Source organism: Pseudomonas abieticivorans (assembly GCF_023509015.1).
In the GTDB taxonomy this organism is placed as follows: Bacteria; Pseudomonadota; Gammaproteobacteria; order Pseudomonadales; family Pseudomonadaceae; genus Aquipseudomonas; species Aquipseudomonas abieticivorans.
Map to the genome: position 1 here is coordinate 3,054,419 of NZ_CP094975.1, position 22,308 is coordinate 3,076,726.

Below are 22,308 nucleotides of genomic sequence, written 5' to 3' on the forward strand. Positions count from 1 at the left end.
ACCGGCCGGAACGGCCGGTCTATGCCTGAATCAGGCCATAGACCGTGTTCCAGTTCAAGGCCTCAGGCGTCGCTGAGGGTCACGTGGACTCTGGAGTAAAAGCCGACTTCGATGGTTTCGGTAGTGATGATTGCATCGTCTTCGTCATCGAACATATATAACCAACTGATGTCGAAGGGGCTGAACTTGAGAAACTGATTAGGCCGATTATATTCACCGATCACCGTCCCCATGTAGGTGGTGAGGTACCTGACCTTGAGAATTAGTGTTCCTTGATAGGCGCTGAGTGATGCAACTTTCTTGTCGCCCGGGTTAATCGTTACCGATACGCCGGCTTCCGAGGCCAGTGCGATGGCTCTTGATTTAGTATGGCTCTCTTCCCAGGACTTGCTATATGAAAGGCTGGCCTCTGCTGATAACCCAAAGCCAATCTCATACGAAACCGAAAGCGACTGCTCCAGAGTCCTGCTGCTGCTCCAGCTGGACTCGACGGTTTGCGTGACTTCCTGTTTTAAGCGTGTGTCGTAGGTGGCCGCCGTGTTGCTTGCAACGTTATCGAAGGTGGCGGTCTTCAGTATGGTGGGTCTGTATCGAATAGAGTCAATGGCGCAATCAATTACCTTGATGTGCTTGCAAGGTAACTGATAGTTCTTTTCTTTATGCAGCGGGTGGTTCCAATGAATAATGTTCGGCCCTTGGTCGACATTCTGGCCACCAATGGCGCCGACAAACAGGTCGTTTGATAAACCCATGGCTTCGCCGGAGCTAACGGTTGATATGCCGCTGCCAGAGCCCTTTACCGAGCAACTGCTCTCGTCGGGGCCGACATTTATTTCAATCTTTATATTACTCATCTGATCTTCCTTGATGTGAGCCTTGAACAGAGATGCCTGTTCAAGGGCCCCATCGTAGGCAGATCGCCACAGCCGAGGGTAGACGAAGGCTTTTCCTCGGGCAATTACTGCTCGGGGGAATCGCCCTCATCACCTGGGCTCGCCAGGGTTTGCAAATACTCCGAGCGCTCGTCGCTCTTCTGCGCCAGGCAGTCGTCCTGGGCGGTGGTGAACTCGGGTGTGCCCGGCTTGGCTTCGAAGGTTTCCACCGCGCAATCGGCATCGCGGGTTTTTACCCATTGCGCCTGAGCCGTCTTGATCAGGTCGACTATTTTGGCTTGCTTGGCCGGTTCGCCATTCAATCCGGTCTTGGCGCGGTCCAGCAGGTCCTTGTAGGAATCAGCCAGTTCGCTTTCGGCGGTTTTCTTGTTGTAGTCCGAGCAGGCCAGGCTGGCTTTGCTGTCGTCTACGTTGTCGCAGGGCGTCGGGCCGTCGCCGGCGGCGTGCGCACCCGTGGCGGCCAAGGCCAATAACAGTAACCATGATTTCATTTTGCGACATCCCCGCCAGGTGAACAGAACAATAAAAGGGATTTTGGCTCAGGAAACGGCTAAAGAACAGTGAACGTTGCGCGAATCGCTGCCGTCGGCTGCGACGCGATTGTACCTGTTGACGCTTTCAGTGATTCCCCTGTCGTTTTTGCGTCCGGCTCCTCTGGCGCGCAGGCATATGCTGGCCCCAAAGCGCCGGCAGACGATTCGGCGCCTGTATTGCCAAAGGGGACAGCCTGATGAGCCCAGCCGAATTGCACGCCGACAGCATCGTTATCGACGGGCTGATCATTGCCAAGTGGAACCGTGAACTGTTTGAAGACATGCGCAAAGGCGGCCTGACCGCGGCCAATTGCACCGTGTCGGTATGGGAAGGCTTCCAGGCCACCATCAACAGCATCTGCAGCAGCCAGAAGCTGATGCGCGAAAACAGCGACTTGGTGATGCCGGTGCGTACCACGGCCGACATCCGTAAAGCCAAGGAGCTGGGCAAGACCGGCATCCTCTTTGGCTTCCAGAACGCTCACGCTTACGAAGACCAGATTGGTTACGTGGAAGTGTTCAAGCAGCTGGGCGTGGGCATCGTGCAGATGTGCTACAACACCCAGAACCTGGTGGGCACCGGTTGCTACGAACGCGACGGCGGGTTGTCGGGGTTTGGCCGTGAAATCGTCGGCGAGATGAACCGCGTAGGGGTGATGTGCGACCTGTCCCACGTCGGCTCCAAGACTTCCGAAGAAGTCATCCTCGAATCCAAGAAGCCGGTGTGCTACTCGCACTGCCTGCCCTCGGGCCTCAAAGAGCACCCGCGCAACAAGTCCGATGCCGAACTTAAATTTATTGCCGACCACGGCGGTTTCGTCGGCGTGACCATGTTCGCGCCGTTTTTGGCCAAGGGCATCGATTCGACCATCGACGATTACGCCGAAGCCATCGAATACACCATGAACCTCGTCGGCGAAGACGCCATCGGCATCGGCACCGACTTCACCCAAGGCCATGGCCAGGACTTTTTCGAATACCTGACCCACGACAAGGGCTACGCCCGGCGCCTGACCAGCTTCGGCAAGATCATCAACCCGCTGGGCATTCGCACCGTGGGTGAGTTCCCGAACCTGACCGAAACGCTGCTCAAGCGCGGCCACAGCGAGCGCGTGGTGCGCAAGATCATGGGCGAAAACTGGGTCAACGTCTTGAAGGATGTTTGGGGCGAGTAACGCCTTAACCCGCCCCACCTCTTATTTCAAACTTTCTGGAGTTAACTTTCCATGGCCAAGATCGCCCCGCAATTACCTATCGAAGTCGACAGCGAGACCGGTGTCTGGACCTCCGACGCTTTGCCGATGCTGTACGTGCCGCGGCATTTCTTCGTCAACAACCACATGGGTATCGAGGAAGTGCTGGGTGCCGACGCCTACGCCGAGATCCTCTACAAGGCGGGCTACAAGTCGGCCTGGCACTGGTGCGAGAAAGAAGCCGAGTGCCACGGCCTGGAAGGCGTCGCGGTGTTCGAACACTACATGAAGCGCTTGTCACAGCGCGGCTGGGGCCTGTTCAAGATCCAGGACATCGACCTTGAAAAAGGCACCGCCAGCGTCAAGCTCGAGCACTCCTGCTTCGTGTATGTGTACGGCAAGGTCGGCCGCAAGGTGGACTACATGTTCACCGGCTGGTTTGCCGGCGCCATGGACCAGATCCTGGCGGCCAGTGGCAGCTCCATCCGCACCGTCGCCGAACAGGTGTACGGCGGATCGCAAGAGGGCCACGAAGATGGCCTGTTTACCGTCAAGCCGTTGTAAGTCGAGGAATAACCGTCATGGCTTTCGAAGCGATGTTCCAGCCGATCCAGATCGGCAAGCTGACGATCCGCAACCGCGTGCTCAGCACCGCGCACGCCGAGGTGTATGCCACCGATGGCGGCATGACCACTGATCGTTACGTCAAATACTACGAAGAGAAAGCCAAAGGCGGCATCGGCCTGGCCATATGCGGCGGCTCGTCCAGCGTTGCCATCGACAGCCCGCAGGGCTGGTGGAAGTCGGTCAACCTGGCCACCGACAAGATCATCCCGCACTTCCAGAACCTGGCCGACGCCATGCACAAGCATGGCGCCAAGATCATGATCCAGATTACCCACATGGGCCGCCGTTCGCGCTGGGACGGCGAGCACTGGCCTACGCTGATGTCGCCGTCGGGCATCCGCGAGCCGGTACACCGCGCCACGTGCAAGACCATCGAACCGGAAGAAATCTGGCGGGTAATCGGCAACTACGCCAGTGCTGCGGCGCGGGCCAAGGCTGGCGGCCTGGACGGTGTGGAACTGTCGGCGGTACACCAGCACATGATCGACCAGTTCTGGAGCCCACGGGTCAACAAGCGCACCGACGAATGGGGTGGCAGCTTTGAGAACCGCATGCGCTTCGGCATGGAAGTGATCAAGGCCGTGCGCAAGGAAGTGGGCGACGATTTCTGCGTGGGCCTGCGTATCTGCGGCGATGAATTCCACCCCGATGGCCTGAGCCACGAGGACATGAAGGAAATCGCCAAGTACTACTCCGACACCGGCATGATCGATTTCCTCGGCGTGGTGGGTTCCGGTTGCGACACCCACAACACGCTGGCCAACGTTATCCCCAACATGAGTTATCCACCGGAGCCGTTCTTGCACCTGGCTGCCGGTATCAAGGAAGTGGTCAAGGTTCCGGTATTGCACGCGCAGAACATCAAGGACCCGAACCAGGCCACGCGCATTCTGGAGGGCGGCTACGTGGACATGGTCGGCATGACCCGTGCGCACATCGCCGACCCGCACCTGATCGCCAAGATCAAGATGGGCCAGATTGACCAGATCAAACAATGCGTGGGTGCCAACTACTGCATCGACCGCCAGTACCAAGGCCTAGACGTGCTGTGCATCCAGAATGCCGCCACCAGCCGTGAATACATGGGCGTGCCGCACATCATCGAAAAGACCACCGGCGTGAAACGCAAGGTCGTGGTGGTAGGCGCAGGCCCCGCGGGCATGGAAGCGGCGCGGGTGTCGGCCGAGCGCGGCCACGACGTGACGCTGTTCGAGAAAAAAGAATTCATCGGCGGGCAGATCACCACCGCCTCCAAAGCACCACAACGCGACCAGATCGCCGGCATTACCCGCTGGTTCCAGCTGGAACTGGCACGCTTGAAAGTCGACCTGCGCCTGGGCACGGCAGCCGATGCCGACACCATCATGGACCTGCGCCCCGACGTCGTGGTGTTGGCGGTGGGTGGCCACCCGTTCCTGGAGCAGAACGAACACTGGGGCGCCGCCGAAGGTCTGGTGGTCAGTAGCTGGGACGTGCTGGATGGCAAGGTAGCGCCGGGCAAGAACGTGCTGGTGTACGACACCATCTGCGAATTCACCGGGATGTCGGTGGCCGATTTCCTGGCCGACAAGGGCAGCCAGGTCGAGATCGTCACCGACGACATCAAGCCGGGCGTGGCCATCGGCGGTACGTCGTTCCCCACGTACTACCGCAGCATGTACCCCAAGGAAGTGATCATGACCGGTGACCTGATGCTGGAAAAGGTCTACCGCGAGGGCGACAAGCTGGTAGCGGTGCTGGAGAACGAATACACCGGGGCCAAGGAAGAGCGTGTGGTGGACCAGGTGGTGGTCGAGAACGGCGTGCGCCCGGACGAAGAAATCTACTACGCACTCAAGCAAGGCTCGCGCAACAAGGGCCAAATCGACATCGACGCCCTGTTCGCGATCCAGCCGCAGCCTTCGTTGAGCCAGGGCGGTGACGGCTACCTGCTGTTCCGCATCGGTGACTGTGTGGCGCAGCGCAACACCCACGCTGCGATCTATGACGCGCTGCGGTTGTGTAAAGATTTCTAAGGCCTCCTATCCCCCCAGTAGGAGCGGATTTATCCGCGAAAAGTGCCACGCGGTTTGCCTGATACACAGTGGCGTGCTTTTCGCGGATAAATCCGCTCCTACAAGGGGGGTGTGTTTTTTCAGATGTATTGGTGGGAGTCCCCCATGCTAAACACTCTTCTTCCCATCCTGCTGTTCGCGGCCGTTGGCCTTGCCGCCCTCGGCGCGTTGCGCAGGGCGCGGATGTGGCGTCAGGGCCGGGCGGCGAAAGTCGACTTGCTGGGCGGCCTGTTCGCCATGCCCAAGCGCTACATGGTCGACCTGCACCACGTGGTCGCCCGTGACAAATACATGGCCAACACCCACGTGGCCACGGCCGGCGGCTTCGTACTGGCCGCGGTGCTGGCGATCCTGGTGCATGGTTTTGGCCTGCACAATCGCATCCTTGGCTATGCGCTGCTGTTCGCCACGGTGCTGATGTTCGTCGGTGCGCTGTTCGTGTTCAAACGCCGCCTCAATCCCCCCGCGCGCCTGTCAAAAGGGCCGTGGATGCGCCTGCCGAAAAGCCTGCTGGCATTCGCCGTAAGTTTTTTCCTGCTCACCTTGCCAGTGGCTGGCATCCTGCCCGCTGACTTTGGCGGCTGGGTGCTGGCTGTCATCCTTGGTGTAGGCGTGTTGTGGGGCGTGTCCGAATTGTTCTTCGGCATGACCTGGGGCGGGCCAATGAAACATGCCTTCGCCGGGGCCCTGCACCTGGCTTGGCACCGTCGCGCCGAGCGCTTTGGCGGTGGCCGTTCCACGGGCCTCAAGCCACTGGACCTGGAAGACCCGCATGCGCCGCTGGGCGTAGAAAAGCCCAAGGACTTCACCTGGAACCAGTTGCTCGGTTTTGACGCCTGCGTGCAGTGCGGCAAGTGCGAAGCGGCGTGCCCGGCGTTCGCTGCCGGCCAGCCGTTGAACCCGAAAAAACTGATTCAGGACATGGTGGTCGGCCTGGCTGGCGGCACCGATGCCAAGTTTGCCGGTAGCCCGTACCCTGGCAAAGCCATTGGCGAGCACGCCGGCAACCCGCACCAGCCCATCGTCAACGGCTTGGTGGACGCCGACACCCTATGGTCGTGCACCACCTGCCGCGCTTGCGTGGAAGAGTGCCCGATGATGATCGAGCACGTGGACGCCATCGTCGACATGCGCCGCCACCTGACCCTGGAAAAAGGCGCCACGCCCAACAAGGGCGCCGAGGTGCTGGACAACCTGATCGCCACCGACAACCCAGGCGGTTTCGCCCCCGGTGGTCGGATGAACTGGGCGGCCGACCTGAACCTGAACCTGATGAGCGACAAACACGAAGCCGACGTGCTGTTCTGGGTGGGCGACGGTGCTTTCGACATGCGCAACCAGCGCACCCTGCGCGCCTTCGTCAAAGTGCTGAAGGCGGCCAAAGTCGACTTCGCCGTGCTGGGCTTGGAAGAGCGCGACAGCGGTGACGTGGCCCGTCGCCTGGGCGACGAAGCGACGTTCCAGCTGCTGGCCAACCGCAACATTCGCACCCTGGCCAAGTACCGCTTCCAACGCATCGTCACGTGCGACCCGCACAGCTTCCACGTGCTGAAAAATGAATACGGCGCTTTCGACGGCGTCTACGAAGTGCTGCACCACAGCACCTACATGGCAGAACTTGTGACCAACGGCGCACTCAACCTGGGCCAGCACAAGGGCGCAAGCGTGACCTATCACGACCCGTGCTACCTGGGCCGCTACAACGGTGAATACCAGGCGCCGCGCGATGTGCTCAAGGCGCTGGGCATCGAGGTGCGCGAGATGCAGCGTTCAGGCTTCAGGTCCCGCTGCTGCGGCGGTGGCGGCGGTGCGCCGATCACTGATATCCCTGGCAAGCAGCGTATCCCCGACATGCGCATGGACGATATCCGTGAAACCCAGGCAGAAGTGGTCGCCGTGGGTTGCCCGCAATGCACCGCGATGCTGGAAGGCGTGGTCGAGCCACGCCCCTTGATCAAGGACATCGCCGAGTTGGTAGCCGACGCTTTGTTGGAAGACGTGACACCCGCCAAACCTGCCCCTATCAAGCGCGAACCTGCGGAGGTGCATTGATGAGCGATATTATCCGCCGCGACCCACGTGCCGAGTGGATCGCCCGCAATCGTCTGCACCCGTTGCATGCAGCCATGCAGCCAGTGCAAACCTCATGGATGGGCCCAGCTGGCGTCATCCGCAAGAATCCCCATGCCGTGGGCTTTATTGGCCCCAACGGGGTCAAACGCATCGATCGCAGTGGTGCCCAGCAGGGCGGTGCGATCAAGCGCAGTGCCGTGGCAGACGTGCAACTGCCGTTGCATCAGGTAGCCAACCCGGCGTTCTACATCGCTGTGGTGCCGGACATGGTGGGTGGCCGCCTGAGCAGCCACGACCGCGACCTGCTGGGCCTGGCGCATCAATTGGCGGGCAAGGACGGTGCCGTGCTGGCCGTTGTGTTTGGCGAGCACAAGGAAACTGCTTTCGCCAGCAACGGTGTCGATCGCTTGCTGCAGATTTGCGGTGACGAATTTGAAGGTTATGCACCGGAGCAGCGCATCCAAGGGTTGCGCGCTGTGGATAACCAGTTCAGCCCACGGCACTGGTTATTGCCAGACAGCCGCACCGGCGGCGGTGAGTTGGGCCGTCGCTTGGGCGCAAGCTTGGGCGAGCGACCCGCCACGCGGGTATGGCAGGTCAAGGGCGGTCAGTGCATAGGCCGCGCCGGTGCCGGGCAGCAAGACCTCGCGCGGGCGATGCCACGCTTGATCCTGGCGGCCGCCGAGTGCGCCGAGCCTGTGGATGAAACCCGTCATGAAGTATTGCCAGTGGCGTTATCCACAGCGCCGTTGCGCAGCCTGTCGCGCATCGAGGACCTGGGCGCGGTGGCGGTCGACCCGGCAGCCATTCCCATGGCCGAGGCCGAATTCATTTTCTCCGGTGGCAATGGCGTCAAGGACTGGGACCTGTTCCACCGCACCGCCCACGCCTTGGGCGCCACCGAAGGCGCCTCGCGGGTGGCCGTGGACGATGGCTTCATGAGCCGCGACCGCCAAGTGGGCGCCAGCGGCACCTGGGTCACGGCCCGAGTCTACGTGGCCGTGGGTATCTCGGGTGCCATCCAGCATTTGCAGGGCATTGGTGCCTGCGACAAGGTGGTGGCGATCAACCTGGACCCAACCTGCGACATGATCAAGCGCGCCGACTTGTCGGTGATCGGCGACAGCGCCGCGATCCTGCAGGCGTTGATTGCCGCCGTCGAGGCCTACCGTAACGAAGCCCGCACAGGAATCGCCGCATGAACACCAAAGTGATCAGCCTGGTCTCCATCGGCAGCCATCCCACCTCTGGCCGCGCCCGCCGCGCCGAGCAGGACTCGCGTGCCGTGGAACTGGGCCTGCAACTGGCTGGGGATAACTTGCAGGTGCTGCACGCCGGCGACGTGGCAGAGCCGGCGCTGCGCGCCTACCTGGGCATGGGCCTCAAGCAACTGCATGTGCTGGAACAACACCCCGGCGCCGACGCCCTGCCGGCACTGGCCGACCACCTGCGTGAGGCTGGTGCCCAACTGGTGCTCACCGGCAGCCAGGCGGAAACCGGCGAAGGTTCCGGTATGTTGCCATTCTTGCTGGCCGAGCGTTTGGGCTGGCCAGTGGTGGTCGGCCTGGCCGAGGTCGAATCTATCCACAACGGCGTCGCCCAGGTGCTGCAAGCCTTGCCGCGCGGCCAACGCCGCCGGCTGAAAGTGCGCCTGCCCATGCTCGCAACTGTGGATAACGCTGCGCCCAAGCCCCGGCAGAGTGCCTACGGCCCAGCACAGCGGGGCGAGTTGGCGCCGCATGAAGTGGAAATCGTTGAAGACCAGTTATACACAAGCGTCACGCTGCAGGTAGCCAAGCCACGGCCCAAGCGCTTGAAGGTGATCAAGGCCAAGAGCGGCGCGGACCGGATGAAGGCGGCTACGGCGAAGGCGAGTGGGGGGGGCGGGCAGGTGTTGAAAGACTTGACGCCCCAAGCCAGCGCCGAGGCAATTCTCAAGTTGCTGATAGAGGAAGGCGTGGTGCGATAAGTCGGCTACTCCGATTTGATGTTCATCTCCAAGAGCGTGTCACTCAGGATTTTTTGGTCCTTGAGTGCACGCCAGGGTGCATCAGCGATCACGACGTTCCCTTTCAAAATGATGATTCGGTCGAAGAACTGAAGGGCTTGCACGTCGTGGGTCACACAGATCAACCCTTTACCCCGAAACACCGAAAAGAGGGCTGCCCATACGGGCTGCGCTGATTCGTGGTCCAGCGATGCCGTCGGCTCGTCAAAAAGGTTGAACCGCCCAGGGCGGTTTATCAGTCGCAGCAGCGACAGGCGCTTAGCTTCGCCGCCGGAGATGTTCTTCGCACCTTCGCTGATAATTCGATTTGTTGCGATGTCGCCAAGACCAAGTTCTGCTATGGACAGCGCTAACGCTGGCGAGGCTTCTTGCCCATATAGAACTGACTGGCCGAAAGGGCCTTCAAGGAAAATCGGGCTTTGCGGGCAGTACCTGACTTGGTTGAAAAAAGCGTCCATACCGAATGTTTCTAGAGGCTGATCGTTTACGGCGATATGCTCACGATAAGCCACTAACGTCCCGGCCAAGCCCTCCAGCAGAGTTGTTTTACCCGCGCCGCTTGGGCCTATGATCGCCACTGACTCGCTTGAATTGAAAATCAGAGGTCTATTGTGTGGGGTGCGAGAGTTCATATTAGCTGAGCCCAAGCTGAGCGTTGAAAGGGTTGGGTGGGGCAATGGCCGATTTTTAGCCAGTTCAAAAGGCTCAGGCAGACCTAACAAGTGTTGCAGTCGCTGCTTGTCTACGAGAAATTGGTCCAGCGTTCTGTACGCATCGGAGAGGCCGCTGATATTGGCGAGGAAACTGCCTGCTATTGAAAATAGCGCGACGAGCTCACCAATACTGAGTTGCGGCTGCTGGGTCAGTTGGTCTTGTATCCCCCAAGCCAGTACCCCAGCCGTAGAGAGGCCAATGAATATAATTTTCACAGAACCCATGATCGCCCCCGAACTGGCGACTTTGATGGCAGCTTCTGCATAGCTTCCATAGGCATTGCACAGGGGGTGAAGTGCCGTGTCAATCGCCCGCTCAAGCTTCAAAGACTTGCCGGCTTGCAACGTTTCGTAAAGTCGACTGGCAAGGATATCCTCTTCATCGTTTACCGCGCGCAAGTGTGGCCGCCTCCAATTGATAAGGTAGTGGCAGACGGTCAAGAAAATACCAGAGATGCAAAACAGCGAAAGGAAGAGCCAGCCGCCCCCGACGTAGAGGAAGACCAGAGCGACAATCGCGACTTCAATGATAAGCGGTACGCCGGTCAAGATGAAAAATGTGAGCAGCTTTTCATGTGCTGTTATTCCTCGCTCCACGGATTTTATGAGGCTACCTACCCTCAGTGCCGAGAAGGCGTCAAATTCTTTTGCCAGTATGGTTTTAGTCCAGGCAATGGAGCTGTCTTTTAGTGTGGTTTGCACAAGTTTTACAAGTTGGTAGGCTTGCAGTGGGTTTATGACTGACTGAACGATGATTAGCAGCACAAATGCGCTCAGTAACGTGATGATGTTATGGATGTCGATGGTTTCTCTATTGTAAAGCCCATCAATTAATTTGCCCAAGAGCAAGGCGGGTGCTATTGAGCAGATCTTCAAGATGACGACCATGCTGCTAGCGCTCGTGAAAAGTATCTTTCGCGAGCGCACTGTCTCTTTAATAAAATTCAGCATGGGCTTTCCGTTTTTCTGTCATGACACCGCTCGCGTGGTGTGAAGGTGCCGTTGTGGTATGACGCGAAGGCCTGTGGCCCAGCTACAGGGGGCTTTCGAGTAGCGCATCCACCAACCCCTTGGCCGCCTCGATCGAATGCACGGTCGACCACACCAGCCCGCGCTGGCGAGTGGCGCTGTCGCACAGTTCGTAGGCCGAATCGTGGGCGCAACGCAGCAAGTGGGACACGTGCACCAAGGCGTCTTCCAGGCCGATGCCTTCGCGCACGATGAATAGCGGCAGGTTATCTGCGCCGCAGGTGCCGAAGGGCAGGGCGCTGGTGTGGTGCGTGGGTAAGGGGGGAGTGACGTCTTCGGTCATGGTTCAACTCCTGTCAGTTAACGAGAGCTGCGGCCCGAAAAGGGTGGCAGCTGCGTGCAGGTTAGCGAACCGGACCGGTGCCGGCAGGCCCGAAGGCCTCCCACACGCAGCCGCCATAGCGCTTATTTTAATAAGCGACATGGTGCTGCGGTACAACCGGTGCGGGTCGCTAAACCCGGACGTCTATGAGACGACGTTGCGCAGGGTATCGCGACGGATATGCACAAGGATGTAGGACGTTTCCCAAATTACACACAATCCCTGTTGGCCACTCTGTGGATAAGTTGTTCGCGCAATGCCACACGCCCCGCCGGCTGCGCCCTGTAGCCGGTTGTACGAAAATTAGCCAAGCTAACTGACGGTTTTTACTGGGTTTTCGCTGTGCATAAGATAAAACGCTGCTGCCGGGTTGCCCACAATTCGCGTGGGTTGCCCTGTGGATAATCTGTTCGCTTATGGCTGTAAGCCTTACTGTGTAAGGGCTCGACACTATTGGTCGTTATTTGATCAATTGGCACTTTCTTCAGCCACAAAACCTATGGAAGCCTTTTAAATCGTGAGCTTCAGCGGTTTTCCACAACCCCGGCTTGGGTTATCCAAAGTTGCACACAAAGTCTGTTGGCGCTTCTGTGGATAAGGTGTTTGCGTACATCTACAGGCCACGAAATACGTGGCTTACAGAGTATTGATCAAAAATTGATCAGTGCAGTCATAAAATTGGCTTTTGGGATAAGTCACGGTTTTTCTTCGATTTCTCCACAGCTGCAAAGGGAGTTGCCCACAATTGCTGTGGGTGGGCCTGTGGATAAGTTGTTGATGTAGGGCGCGTGGCCCACGTAGCGGGGTGTTTGAGCGGGTTGGTTGTTTTTTAGGCAGTTGTATCGGGGTGGGGCTTTCGCGGATAAAGTCCGCTCCTACAAGGGGGAGCGGGGTATCCGCGAAAGCGTGGGGTTATTCGTGTACGGCTACGCCCTTCAGGTAGGCGGCAGGCTCTGCCCCCAGGTTGCTCAGCAGGCGCTCGCTGTACCAGTCGATGAAGTTCACTACGCCAAACTCATAGGTCTTGGAGTACGGCCCAGGCTGATAGGCAGTGGAGTTGATGCCACGCTGGTTTTCCTCGGCCAGGCGGCGGTCCTGGTCGTTGGTGGCGTCCCACACCTGGCGCATGCGCTCCACGTCGTAGTCCACGCCTTCGACGGCGTCCTTGTGCACCAGCCATTTGGTGGTGACCATGGTTTCCTGGGCGCTGATCGGCCACACGGTGAACACGATGATGTGATCGCCCATGCAGTGGTTCCAGGAGTGCGGCAGGTGCAGGATGCGCATCGAGCCCAGGTCGGGGTTCTGGATGCGGCCCATCAGTTTTTTGCAGCCGACCTTGCCGTCCAGGGTCATGGACACGGTGCCTTTGAGCAGCGGCATGCGCACGATGCGGTTGCGCAGGCCGTGGCTGGCGTGGGCGTAAGGGATTTTCTCGGCTTCCCAGGCGGCGGCGGAGGCGGCCACGTGGTCCTTGAATGCCTGGTCGGCGCGCGGGTCGGTGACGTCGTCCCATTCCAGCAGGGTTTTCAACAGTTCCGGGTGCGAGCCACCGCAGTGGTAGCACTCGCGGTTGTTTTCCAGCACCAGCTTCCAGTTGGCTTTTTCCATCAAGGTGGTTTGCACCGCCACCTTGGTGTTTTCCATGTCGTACGGTTCCATGTAATGGGTGAGCGTGGCCAGGAAGTTATCAATGGCCGGCGGGTTCTCGGCCAGGCTGATGAAGATGTAGCCACCGGCCGTTTTCACGTTCACCGGTTTGAGGCCGTACTGCTTCATGTCGAAGTCGGCGCCCATCTCGGTGCCGGCGAACAACAGGCGGCCGTCCAGCTCGTAGGTCCACTGGTGGTAATGGCACACCAGCTTGGCGACCTTGCCCTTTTCGCTGGTGCACAGGCGCGAACCGCGGTGGCGGCACACGTTGTGGAAGGCGTGCACCACGCCGTCCACGCCACGCACCACGATGATCGGGTTCTTGCCGATCTGCAGGGTGATGAAGTTGCCTTTGGCCGGGATCTCGGCGGTCATGCCGGCGATCAGCCATTCTTTCAGGAAGATCTCTTGCATGTCGATTTCGAACAACCGCTCGTCGCTGTAGAACGGCTGCGGCAGCGAGAAGGTACGCTCGCGGTTCTGCAGCATTTGTGCGGTGGCCTTGCGTGCGGGTTCCAGTGGGTCGCCCAGGCTTAGAGTTGCAGTGACGTCCATCGTGTGTGTCCTCATGGCCATCTGTGTGGCCGCGAAAAGTGGCTGATACGGTTTGCAGCGCAAGGCTCGTTGAAGCGGGTGTATTTGCGATGGAGTGTGTGCCTGGGCGCGTCGCGAACCTTATCCATGGGCGACATGGCCAATTCCGTTCCCGACGCGCCAGCCCTTACCCTATGGGGCTGGTCGCCATAAGCATGTGAATGTCGCAGATAGGAAAGTGACTGCCGTTGCGCCCACGCAGAATCCTTCTCCATGAGGCCGACAGTCGGCCGTGGAGATAAGCATGTCCAACAGCTTCCTGAGCCCCGTCAACACCCAGACCTGGGCCAACGGCCGGCACATCGTCCGTTGCGTCAAGGTAATCCAGGAAACCTGGGACGTGCGCACCTTCTGTTTCATGGCCGACCAGCCGATTTTGTTCTTTTTCAAGCCCGGGCAGTTCGTGACCCTGGAGCTGGAAATCGAAGGCGAGCCGGTGATGCGCTCCTATACCATCTCAAGCTCGCCGTCGGTGCCCTACAGCTTTTCGATCACCATCAAGCGCGTGCCGGGCGGGCGGGTTTCCAACTGGCTGCACGACACCTTGCACGAGGGCCAGGAGCTAGCGGTGCATGGCCCGGTCGGGCTGTTCAACGCCATCGACGCGCCGGCGCCCAAGGTGCTGTACCTCAGCGGCGGTGTGGGTATTACCCCGGTGATGTCGATGGCGCGTTGGTTCTACGATACCAACGCCAACGTCGACATGGTGTTCGTGCACAGCGCCCGTTCGCCCAAGGACATCATCTACCACCGCGAACTTGAGCACATGGCCTCGCGGATCGACAACTTCAGCCTGCACCTGATTTGCGAAAAACACGGCCTGGGCGAGCCCTGGGCCGGCTATCGCGGTTACCTTAACCACAAGCTGCTGGACCTGATCGCCCCGGACTTCATGGAGCGTGAAGTATTCTGCTGCGGCCCCACGCCCTACATGAATGCGGTCAAGCGCTTGCTGGAAGCCAATGGCTTCGACATGTCGCGCTACCATGAAGAGTCGTTTGGCGCGACGCCACCCGAAGTGCGCGCCGACGCCGTGGAACAGGCTGCGGAAGCGGCCGATGCGCCGGAAGTGGATTCGGCCGACCTGCATCAAGTGGAGTTCACCGCTGCGGGCAAGAGCATCCGCGTGGCCCCGGGCGAAACCGTGCACGCGGCAGCCGCCAAGCTTGGCCTGATGATCCCCAAGGCCTGCGGCATGGGTATCTGTGGTACTTGCAAGGTGCTGAAGTTGGGTGGGGAAGTCGAGATGGAGCACAACGGCGGGATCACCGACGACGACGTGGCGGAGGGTTACATCCTGTCGTGCTGCAGCGTGCCGAAAGGCGATGTGCGGATCGAGTTTTAGACCCAGGCGCCTGCTTCGCGGATGAATCCGCTCCTACGGCAGCCGTGTAGGAGCGGATTTATCCGCGAAAAGAGCACCTCAAATCACAGGCTAAACCGCGAAACCATGCTGTTCAGGTCCACCGCCAAACGCGACAACTCGGCGCTGGCCGCAGTGGTCTGGGTGGCCCCAGCCGCCGATTGCACTGACAAATCACGGATGTTCACCAGGTTGCGGTCCACTTCGCGGGCCACCTGGGCCTGCTCTTCGGCGGCGCTGGCAATCACCAGGTTACGTTCGTTGATCTGCACGATGGCGCCGTTGATGGTATCCAGTGCCAGGCCCGCGCCTTTGGCGATGTTCAGGGTCGACTCGGCGCGTTCGGTGCTGTTGCGCATGGAATTCACCGCCTGTTCGGTACCGCCCTGGATGCTGCCGATCATCCGCTCGATTTCCGAGGTGGACTGCTGGGTGCGATGTGCCAAGGCACGTACTTCATCGGCCACCACGGCAAAACCACGGCCGGCTTCACCGGCGCGCGCAGCTTCGATAGCGGCGTTCAGGGCCAGCAGGTTGGTCTGGTCGGCCAAGCCGCGAATCACGTCCAGCACCTTGCCGATGTCACGGGACTCTTCGGCCAGGTTGCCGATCAGGTCGGCGGTGCTTTGCACGTCGCTGCTCATGCGCTCGATGGCGCCCACGGTTTCCTGCACCAGGTCACGGCCGTCGCTGGCCGAGCTGGTGGCGTCCTTGGACGCTTCGGAAGTGCTGACGGCGTTGCGCGCCACTTCTTCCACGGCGCTGGTCATTTCGTTGACGGCAGTCGCCGCCTGTTCGATCTCGTGATTCTGTTGGGTCAGGCCGCGCGCGCTTTCGTCGGTAACGCTGTTGAGCTCTTCGGCGGCCGACGCCAGTTGGGTAGCGGAGCCCGAGATGCGCTGCAGGGTGTCGCGCAATTTGTTTTGCATCTTCTCCATGGCGCTTAGCAGGCGTGCGGCCTCATCGTTACCATCGATATGGATGGTGCGGGTCAGGTTGCCTTCGGCAATTTCCTCGGCAGCGGCCAGCGCCCGATCGATCGGCTGCACAATGCTGCGGGTCAGCAGCCAGGCAAAAACGAAGGTCAGCATGCTGGCGATGATCAGCAGGATCACCACCAAGGTGAAGGCGGTGGAGTACTGGTTGGCCGCGACCTTGTTGGCGTCGGCCGTTTGCCGGGTGTTGATCTCGACCAGCTTGTCCAGCGAGGCGGTCAGTTGGTCGGAGTTGGCTTGCAGCTCATGGGTCACCAAGGCGGTCAGTTCGACTACTTTGCCGGCATCGTTCAGCGAACGCATGCGCGCTTCGAGGTCCCGATACTCGCCGATCAGGCGTTGGAAATCCTGATAGGCCCGTTGTTCCTCATCACCACTGATCAGCTTGGCGTAGGTCGCCTGGGCACTGGCCAGTTGCTGGTTACGTTGGGTCAAGGTGCTATTGATCTGTTGCTGGATGGCCGGCTCACGGGTGGTCAGCATGCGGAAGGCTTGCACACGCAGGCGCAGGCTCAACTGGCGTATGTCGTCGAGGTTAGTGATGCTGGGCATGGTGTTGGTTTCGATGTTCACGCCCGCGCTGCGGATGTTGCCCATCTGCACCAGCGAGAAAACGCCGAGCACAATCATCAGGGTGCCGATAAAGGCAAAGCCGAGCAGCGCTCGGGGCGCGATATTCATACTTCTAAGGGACATGGGTAGTTACCGGAGTGCGGGCGCGATCCGTGCGACAACAAGGGGGGAATGGCACACCTATCGGTCATTTCAGCCAAGTCTTTAGGGACCAAATGTCGCACCGCGATGACCAAAGGCCAGAAGGGGGCGACGAAGGGGCGGAACCGATCCGCCAAATGGCAGTCCATGTGGGGCCGTGTGCAGATGAAATTAGCTGCGCAAATGCCGATAAACCCTGGCTTGCAAGGTGAGTTTTCTTTATCTTGTGCGCCCCTGAAATACTTGAGATTCGATCATGTTGGAAGCATCCCTGAGTCAACTGGAACAACTGGTCAGCGACCTGGTGCAACAGAACCAGCAACTGGCTGAAACCAATACCCGTTTGAGCACTGAACTGGCCCAGGCCAAGGAAGAAAACGACGGCCTGCAACTGAGCCTGATGGAACAGGAAGAGAAGCAGGGCGCCACTACTGCCCGTATCCAAGCCCTGGTTGAACGCGCCAGCGCCGGTGCCGTCAGCGCATGAGTACGGACAGGGAGGCGGTCAACGTCTTCTCCATCCTGGGCAACGAGTATTCGCTCAAGGCCCCGGTCGGTGAAGAGCAGGCCCTGCTTGATGCCGTCTCGATGCTGAAATCGACCTTGGCCGATATCAAACGCAAGGCTCCCACGCTCATCGGCGACAAACTGCTGATCATGGCTGCGCTGACACTGTGTTCCCAACAGGTCGCCATGCAAAAAGAGCACAAAGAGGCACTCAACCGTTATCAAGAGCAAGTCAACGCCACGGTTGATGTGATTTCCCGCACGATCAGCAAAACCTGATCGCAGGCCGTGCCCGCCGGGCATGGCCTTAAACACTTCCTGCAAATTTTTTGCCCATGGTCGGATACCGGCTCATGGGCGCTCGTGCGTGGCCGATAAGCTAGTTGCCAAAGATTGTGTTACTGGATGTATACAATCGGCACGGCTTGTGCAGTCTTTTACGGATACGCAGTGATGACAATTTGAGGAAACACCATGCAGTTCTGGCGGCGCAGTATCCAGTGGCAATTGATCTTGAGCATGGGCACGGCTTTGCTGGCCAGCATCCTCATCGTGGTCGGCATCTATACCGTAGTGGTCAACCGCCTGGCGCAAAGCTACCTGCTGGAAACGGCGTTGCCCGCCAGCGTTGAGGCCATTCGTAACGATATCGAGCGCATCCTTGTGCAACCGCTCACGGCGGCCAAGGACATTGCCAGCAACACCATGGTGCGCCAGTGGCTGGCCGAGGGCGAAAACAGTGCCCAAGCGCCGCAGTTCGTGCAGTACCTGGAAGGGTTGCGCAGCGAGCACAAGGCGTTTACTGCACTGATCGCCGGTGCCCAGAGCAACCACTATTACACCGAGAAGGGCCTGGACCGTACCCTGAGCCGCAGCAACCCCAAGGACAGCTGGTTCTATGATTTCCTGGACAGCGGCAAACCGCGCACCCTGAACATCGATAACGACACCGCCACCGGCGCGTTAACGCTGTTTATCGACATGCGCGTGGAGCAGTCTGGCAAGACCTTGGGGATTGCCGGGCTGGGCCTGAGCATGAGCGAGCTGTCGGAGCTGATCCACAACTTCAGCTTTGGCGAGCGCGGCAAGGTTTACCTGGTGCGCACCGACGGCTTGATTCAGGTGCACCCGCAGGCAGACCTGAGCGGTAAGCGCCAGTTGGCCGAGCAAGTGGGTGCCGAGGCTGCCACCGCCTTGTTAGGCCAGAAAGGCCTGACCAGCAGCCGCTTCCAGCGTGACGGCGAAGATTTCCTGGCCTTGAGCCTGCCCCTGCGTGACCTGAACTGGACGCTGGTGGCCGAGGTGCCCGAGGCGCAGATCTATGCCCAGGCGCGCCACGCCATGTGGCTGACCAGCCTGATCGGCTTGGGCGTGGCCTTGGTTTGCCTGTTTCTGGTGGTGCTATTGGCCCGCGGTCTGGTCCGGCCGATTCGCCAGGTGACGGCGGCACTGGTGGCCATCGGCAGTGGCGGCGGCGACCTGACCCATCGCCTGGACGATTCCCGTGCTGACGAACTGGGCGACCTGGCCCGTGGTTTCAACCGTTTCCTGGCCAGCCAGCGCGACATGATTCGTGAGGTGCTGGGCACCAGCGAGCGCTTGCGTACGGCGGTGGGGCAGGTGGCCAAGGTGGTGGACAACACCGCCGAGCGTGCCGGGCGCCAGCAGGAAATGACCGACATGGTGGCCACGGCCGTGCATGAGATGGGCCTGACCGTGCAGGAAATCGCCCAGAACGCTGGCAACGCTGCGGTGGCCTCGCAAACCGCACGGGAAGAGGCGGTGCAGGCGGGGCAGGTGGTGGGCCAGTCGATCAAGCATATCGAGAGCATGTCCAACGAGATTGGCATGGCCTCGGGCGCGGTGGGCGAATTGGCGCTGCAGGTTGCGTCCATCGACCAGGTGTTGGCAGTCATCCGCAGTATTTCCGAACAGACCAATTTGCTGGCGTTGAACGCCGCCATCGAAGCGGCACGCGCCGGTGAAATGGGCCGTGGCTTTGCCGTGGTGGCTGACGAGGTGCGCACGCTGGCGCGCCGCACCCAGGTGTCTACCGACGAAATTCAGCAGATGATTGGCCGGCTCAAGCAGGGCGCTGACAATGCGGTGGCTTCGATGCAGACCGGCCAGGCGGCTACCGGTACGGGCGTACAGGCCAGCCAGAAGACCGGCGCTTCGCTGATGGCCATTACCGGGCAAGTCGAGCGTATCAGCGACATGAACCATCAGGTGGCCACGGCGACTGAAGAACAGTCGGCGGTAACCGAAGAGATCAACCGTAACGTGCAGGGCATTTCTGACTTGGCGCGGGCCACGGCCGGCGAAGTATGCGGTGGCCGCGAAGACTGCCAGACATTGCGTGGGCTGGCCGATGACCTGGCGCGGCAGATGGGTGGGTTTAAATTGTAGTTTTCGCCTCGCCTGGTTCGCGGATAAATCTGCTCCTGCAAAGTTCGTAGGGGCGGGTTTATCCGCGCAGTGGCCCTTAGCTCATCACCGCCCGAATATCCGCCGCCAATTCCCGCACTCGCGTCTCTTCGATATCCCACGAGCACATGAACCGCGCGCCGCCACCGATAAAGGTGTAGAAACGCCAGCCTTTATTGCGCAATGCCTCCACTGCCGGCTCCGGCATCTGCAAGAACACCCCGTTGGCCTCCACCGGCGACATCAACTTCACCCCTGGGATATCGCTGATCAATTGGCTGAGCAGTTGCGCGCAGCCGTTGGCGTGCTTGGCGTATTTGAGCCAGGCGCCATTTTCCAGGATGCCTACCCAGGGCGCGGCCAGAAAGCGCATCTTGGAGGCCAGTTGCCCGGCCTGTTTGCAGCGGTAGTCGAAGTCCACGGCCAGGTCGTGGTTGAAGAACAGGATGGCTTCGCCCACGGCCATGCCGTTTTTGGTGCCGCCGAAGCACAACACGTCGACACCGGATTTCCAGGTCAACTCGGCTGGCGAGCAATCAAGAAAGGCGCACGCGTTGGAGAACCGTGCGCCGTCCATGTGCAGGTTCAGCCCCAGTTCCTTGCAGGTGGCGCTGATGGCCTTGAGTTCGTCGGGGCGGTACACGCTGCCCACTTCGGTGGCCTGGGTCAGGGTGACCACCCGTGGCTTGGGGTAGTGGATGTCTTGGCGCTTGAGCGCGATCTCACGAATGGACTCGGGCGTCAATTTGCCGTTTTCGCTGCGTGCGGTCAGCAGCTTGGAGCCGTTGGAAAAGAACTCCGGCGCGCCGCATTCGTCGGTTTCGACGTGGGCGGTTTCCGAGCAGATCACGCTGTGGTAGCTCTGGCACAGCGCCGACAGCGCCAGGGAGTTGGCGGCCGTGCCGTTGAAGGCGAAAAACACTTCGCAGTCGGTTTCGAACAGCTTGCGAAAGTGATCGGCGGCCATGGCGGTCCATTCGTCGTCGCCATAAGCGCGCTGATGGCCCTGGTTGGCCTGTTCCATGGCGGCCCATGCCTCGGGGCAGATGCCCGAATAATTGTCGCTGGCAAACTGCTGGCTTTGCTCGTTCATGGCCGGTTCCTTGTGTTCGTGTAGCCCAGCACTTTAAACCAGGAATGTCGCTGGCGGATATCAGCTCTTGATTGCCCTTGTTTCGGGAGATTCATGCCCATGTCGTAAACGCACCTTTGCGTGGCGTCCGTAGGCATTTGACCTGCCTGCGCGGGCCCTACCATCGCATTCAAAGGGGGCCCTCCAATGAGCGGCCCCTGTACCCAATACGTCAGGCGCCACGCCGCTGCCGGGAGAACCGCGATGTTCAGCAAGCAAGACCAGATCCAGGGTTACGATGATGCACTGCTGGCGGCGATGAATGCCGAAGAGCAACGCCAGGAAGATCACATCGAGCTGATCGCCTCGGAGAACTACACCAGCAAGCGCGTGATGCAGGCCCAGGGCAGCGGCCTGACCAACAAGTACGCCGAAGGTTACCCCGGCAAGCGCTACTACGGCGGTTGCGAGCACGTGGACAAGGTCGAGGCCCTAGCCATTGCCCGCGCCAAAGAATTGTTCGGCGCCGACTATGCCAACGTGCAACCGCACTCCGGCTCCCAGGCTAATGCTGCCGTCTACCTCGCCCTGTTGCAGGCCGGCGACACCGTGCTGGGCATGAGCCTGGCCCACGGCGGCCACTTGACCCACGGCGCCAAGGTGAGCTTTTCCGGCAAGCTGTACAACGCCGTGCAGTACGGCATCGACACCGACACCGGGCTGATCGACTACGACGAAGTCGAGCGCCTGGCGGTCGAACACCAGCCGAAGATGATCATCGCCGGCTTCTCGGCCTACTCCAAAACCCTGGATTTCCCGCGCTTTCGTGAAATTGCCGACAAGGTCGGTGCTTATCTGTTCGTGGACATGGCCCACGTTGCCGGCCTGGTTGCCGCGGGCCTGTACCCCAACCCGATCCCATTCGCCGACGTGGTCACCACTACCACCCACAAGACCCTGCGTGGCCCCCGTGGCGGCCTGATCCTGGCGCGTGCCAACGAAGAACTGGAAAAGAAATTCAACTCCGCCGTGTTCCCTGGCGGCCAGGGCGGCCCGCTGATGCACGTGATCGCCGCCAAGGCCGTGTGCTTCAAGGAAGCGCTGGAACCTGGCTTCAAGGCTTACCAACAGCAAGTGATCGACAACGCCAAGGCCATGGCCGGCGTGTTTATCGAGCGCGGCTACGATGTGGTATCCGGCGGTACCGATAACCACCTGTTCCTGGTCAGCCTGATTCGCCAGGGCCTCACCGGCAAAGACGCCGACGCTGCCTTGGGCCGCGCGCACATCACCGTGAACAAGAACGCGGTGCCTAACGATCCGCAGTCGCCCTTCGTGACCTCGGGCCTGCGCATTGGCACCCCGGCGGTCACTACCCGAGGTTTCAAGGTGACCCAGTGCACGGCGCTGGCCGGCTGGATTTGCGACATTCTCGACAACCTGGGCGATGCCGACGTAGAAGCCGACGTGGCGCGCAATGTCGCCGCCCTGTGCTCCGATTTCCCGGTTTACCGCTGAGCGCCTGTTCTGGAGTAACG

General features: G+C 60.2%; 18 protein-coding genes and 1 pseudogene. 12 read left to right on the forward strand and 7 right to left on the reverse strand.

The window, feature by feature from the left end:
• Positions 1-62: 62 nt before the first annotated feature.
• Together L9B60_RS13875 and L9B60_RS13880 are read right to left on the reverse strand one after the other, a co-directional pair.
• Positions 63-854, reverse strand: a complete 792-nt coding sequence (locus L9B60_RS13875; RefSeq protein WP_249679374.1) for a hypothetical protein — start codon at positions 852-854, stop codon at positions 63-65.
• 104 nt (positions 855-958) lie between these two features.
• Complete coding sequence (locus L9B60_RS13880; protein ID WP_249679375.1) at positions 959-1,384, reverse strand: lysozyme inhibitor LprI family protein; 426 nt, start codon at positions 1,382-1,384, stop codon at positions 959-961.
• 239 nt (positions 1,385-1,623) lie between these two features.
• Here L9B60_RS13880 and L9B60_RS13885 point away from each other — a divergent pair, with 239 nt between their 5' ends.
• The 6 genes from L9B60_RS13885 to etfB all read left to right on the forward strand — a co-directional run bounded on the left by L9B60_RS13885 (position 1,624) and on the right by etfB (position 9,342).
• Positions 1,624-2,601 carry a dipeptidase gene (locus tag L9B60_RS13885; RefSeq protein WP_249679376.1) on the forward strand — a complete coding sequence of 326 codons (978 nt, stop codon included), beginning with the start codon at positions 1,624-1,626 and terminating at the stop codon, positions 2,599-2,601.
• Positions 2,602-2,652: 51 nt separating this feature from the next.
• Positions 2,653-3,183 (forward strand): DUF5943 domain-containing protein, encoded by a 531-nt coding sequence (locus L9B60_RS13890; RefSeq protein WP_249679377.1) that lies wholly within the window; start codon positions 2,653-2,655, stop codon positions 3,181-3,183.
• A gap of 17 nt (positions 3,184-3,200) precedes the next feature.
• The gene (dgcA, locus tag L9B60_RS13895; RefSeq protein WP_249679378.1) at positions 3,201-5,261 is read left to right on the forward strand and encodes a dimethylglycine demethylation protein DgcA; all 2,061 of its coding nucleotides are present in this window, start codon (positions 3,201-3,203) and stop codon (positions 5,259-5,261) included.
• 144 nt (positions 5,262-5,405) lie between these two features.
• Positions 5,406-7,352 (forward strand): dimethylglycine demethylation protein DgcB, encoded by a 1,947-nt coding sequence (gene dgcB / locus L9B60_RS13900; protein WP_249679379.1) that lies wholly within the window; start codon positions 5,406-5,408, stop codon positions 7,350-7,352.
• Positions 7,352-8,575 (forward strand): electron transfer flavoprotein subunit alpha, encoded by a 1,224-nt coding sequence (etfA, locus tag L9B60_RS13905; RefSeq protein ID WP_249679380.1) that lies wholly within the window; start codon positions 7,352-7,354, stop codon positions 8,573-8,575. Before dgcB ends, etfA begins: the two co-directional genes overlap by 1 nt.
• Entirely contained in the window at positions 8,572-9,342 is a 771-nt protein-coding gene (etfB, locus tag L9B60_RS13910; RefSeq protein ID WP_249679381.1) for an electron transfer flavoprotein subunit beta, read from the forward strand. Before etfA ends, etfB begins: the two co-directional genes overlap by 4 nt.
• A 5-nt stretch (positions 9,343-9,347) precedes the next feature.
• Here etfB and L9B60_RS13915 read toward each other — a convergent pair whose 3' ends face one another.
• From L9B60_RS13915 to gbca, 3 genes are all read right to left on the reverse strand, one after another.
• A complete protein-coding gene (locus L9B60_RS13915) occupies positions 9,348-11,045 on the reverse strand; it encodes an ATP-binding cassette domain-containing protein (protein ID WP_249679382.1) in 1,698 nt (565 codons plus the stop codon).
• Between the two features lie 82 nt (positions 11,046-11,127).
• Positions 11,128-11,406 (reverse strand): DUF6124 family protein, encoded by a 279-nt coding sequence (locus L9B60_RS13920; RefSeq protein WP_249679383.1) that lies wholly within the window; start codon positions 11,404-11,406, stop codon positions 11,128-11,130.
• A 951-nt stretch (positions 11,407-12,357) separates the two neighbouring features.
• A complete protein-coding gene (gene gbca, locus L9B60_RS13925) occupies positions 12,358-13,653 on the reverse strand; it encodes a glycine betaine monooxygenase oxygenase subunit (RefSeq protein WP_249679384.1) in 1,296 nt (431 codons plus the stop codon).
• A 283-nt stretch (positions 13,654-13,936) separates the two neighbouring features.
• Here gbca and gbcB point away from each other — a divergent pair, with 283 nt between their 5' ends.
• Complete coding sequence (gene gbcB, locus L9B60_RS13930) at positions 13,937-15,037, forward strand: glycine betaine monooxygenase reductase subunit (protein WP_249679385.1); 1,101 nt, start codon at positions 13,937-13,939, stop codon at positions 15,035-15,037.
• Positions 15,038-15,120: 83 nt separating this feature from the next.
• Here the strand turns inward: gbcB and L9B60_RS13935 are convergent, their stop codons facing one another.
• Positions 15,121-16,746 (reverse strand): methyl-accepting chemotaxis protein, encoded by a 1,626-nt coding sequence (locus tag L9B60_RS13935; protein WP_249679386.1) that lies wholly within the window; start codon positions 16,744-16,746, stop codon positions 15,121-15,123.
• 274 nt (positions 16,747-17,020) lie between these two features.
• Between L9B60_RS13935 and L9B60_RS13940 the strand changes: the two genes are divergently transcribed.
• The 4 genes and pseudogenes from L9B60_RS13940 to L9B60_RS30715 all read left to right on the forward strand — a co-directional run bounded on the left by L9B60_RS13940 (position 17,021) and on the right by L9B60_RS30715 (position 19,680).
• Positions 17,021-17,251, forward strand: coding sequence for a hypothetical protein (locus L9B60_RS13940; protein ID WP_249679387.1), 231 nt, complete (start codon positions 17,021-17,023; stop codon positions 17,249-17,251).
• A complete protein-coding gene (locus L9B60_RS13945) occupies positions 17,248-17,550 on the forward strand; it encodes a cell division protein ZapA (RefSeq protein WP_249679388.1) in 303 nt (100 codons plus the stop codon). The genes L9B60_RS13940 and L9B60_RS13945 overlap by 4 nt, the downstream gene beginning before the upstream one ends.
• Positions 17,551-17,790: 240 nt before the next feature.
• A pseudogene (locus L9B60_RS30710) lies at positions 17,791-18,816 on the forward strand (HAMP domain-containing protein); the annotation flags it as partial.
• A 135-nt stretch (positions 18,817-18,951) separates the two neighbouring features.
• The gene (locus tag L9B60_RS30715; RefSeq protein WP_438866141.1) at positions 18,952-19,680 is read left to right on the forward strand and encodes a methyl-accepting chemotaxis protein; all 729 of its coding nucleotides are present in this window, start codon (positions 18,952-18,954) and stop codon (positions 19,678-19,680) included.
• A 76-nt stretch (positions 19,681-19,756) separates the two neighbouring features.
• On the opposite strand, the gene L9B60_RS13955 is transcribed toward L9B60_RS30715, so the two are convergent.
• Positions 19,757-20,791 carry a threonine aldolase family protein gene (locus L9B60_RS13955; protein WP_249679390.1) on the reverse strand — a complete coding sequence of 345 codons (1,035 nt, stop codon included), beginning with the start codon at positions 20,789-20,791 and terminating at the stop codon, positions 19,757-19,759.
• A 243-nt stretch (positions 20,792-21,034) separates the two neighbouring features.
• On the opposite strand from L9B60_RS13955, the gene glyA reads away from it, so the two are divergent.
• Positions 21,035-22,288 carry a serine hydroxymethyltransferase gene (gene glyA / locus L9B60_RS13960; protein WP_249679391.1) on the forward strand — a complete coding sequence of 418 codons (1,254 nt, stop codon included), beginning with the start codon at positions 21,035-21,037 and terminating at the stop codon, positions 22,286-22,288.
• Positions 22,289-22,308: the final 20 nt, after the last annotated feature.

Excerpts from the sequence above, each read along its gene's own strand:
- L9B60_RS13875 (WP_249679374.1), bottom strand. The coding sequence starts at position 854 with ATGAGTAATATAAAGATTGAAATAAATGTCGGCCCCGACGAGAGCAGT.
- L9B60_RS13880 (WP_249679375.1), bottom strand. The coding sequence starts at position 1,384 with ATGAAATCATGGTTACTGTTATTGGCCTTGGCCGCCACGGGTGCGCAC.
- L9B60_RS13885 (WP_249679376.1), top strand. The coding sequence starts at position 1,624 with ATGAGCCCAGCCGAATTGCACGCCGACAGCATCGTTATCGACGGGCTG.
- L9B60_RS13890 (WP_249679377.1), top strand. The coding sequence starts at position 2,653 with ATGGCCAAGATCGCCCCGCAATTACCTATCGAAGTCGACAGCGAGACC.
- dgcA (WP_249679378.1), top strand. The coding sequence starts at position 3,201 with ATGGCTTTCGAAGCGATGTTCCAGCCGATCCAGATCGGCAAGCTGACG.
- dgcB (WP_249679379.1), top strand. The coding sequence starts at position 5,406 with ATGCTAAACACTCTTCTTCCCATCCTGCTGTTCGCGGCCGTTGGCCTT.
- etfA (WP_249679380.1), top strand. The coding sequence starts at position 7,352 with ATGAGCGATATTATCCGCCGCGACCCACGTGCCGAGTGGATCGCCCGC.
- etfB (WP_249679381.1), top strand. The coding sequence starts at position 8,572 with ATGAACACCAAAGTGATCAGCCTGGTCTCCATCGGCAGCCATCCCACC.
- L9B60_RS13915 (WP_249679382.1), bottom strand. The coding sequence starts at position 11,045 with ATGCTGAATTTTATTAAAGAGACAGTGCGCTCGCGAAAGATACTTTTC.
- L9B60_RS13920 (WP_249679383.1), bottom strand. The coding sequence starts at position 11,406 with ATGACCGAAGACGTCACTCCCCCCTTACCCACGCACCACACCAGCGCC.
- gbca (WP_249679384.1), bottom strand. The coding sequence starts at position 13,653 with ATGGACGTCACTGCAACTCTAAGCCTGGGCGACCCACTGGAACCCGCA.
- gbcB (WP_249679385.1), top strand. The coding sequence starts at position 13,937 with ATGTCCAACAGCTTCCTGAGCCCCGTCAACACCCAGACCTGGGCCAAC.
- L9B60_RS13935 (WP_249679386.1), bottom strand. The coding sequence starts at position 16,746 with ATGTCCCTTAGAAGTATGAATATCGCGCCCCGAGCGCTGCTCGGCTTT.
- L9B60_RS13940 (WP_249679387.1), top strand. The coding sequence starts at position 17,021 with ATGTTGGAAGCATCCCTGAGTCAACTGGAACAACTGGTCAGCGACCTG.
- L9B60_RS13945 (WP_249679388.1), top strand. The coding sequence starts at position 17,248 with ATGAGTACGGACAGGGAGGCGGTCAACGTCTTCTCCATCCTGGGCAAC.
- L9B60_RS30715 (WP_438866141.1), top strand. The coding sequence starts at position 18,952 with ATGGTGGCCACGGCCGTGCATGAGATGGGCCTGACCGTGCAGGAAATC.
- L9B60_RS13955 (WP_249679390.1), bottom strand. The coding sequence starts at position 20,791 with ATGAACGAGCAAAGCCAGCAGTTTGCCAGCGACAATTATTCGGGCATC.
- glyA (WP_249679391.1), top strand. The coding sequence starts at position 21,035 with ATGTTCAGCAAGCAAGACCAGATCCAGGGTTACGATGATGCACTGCTG.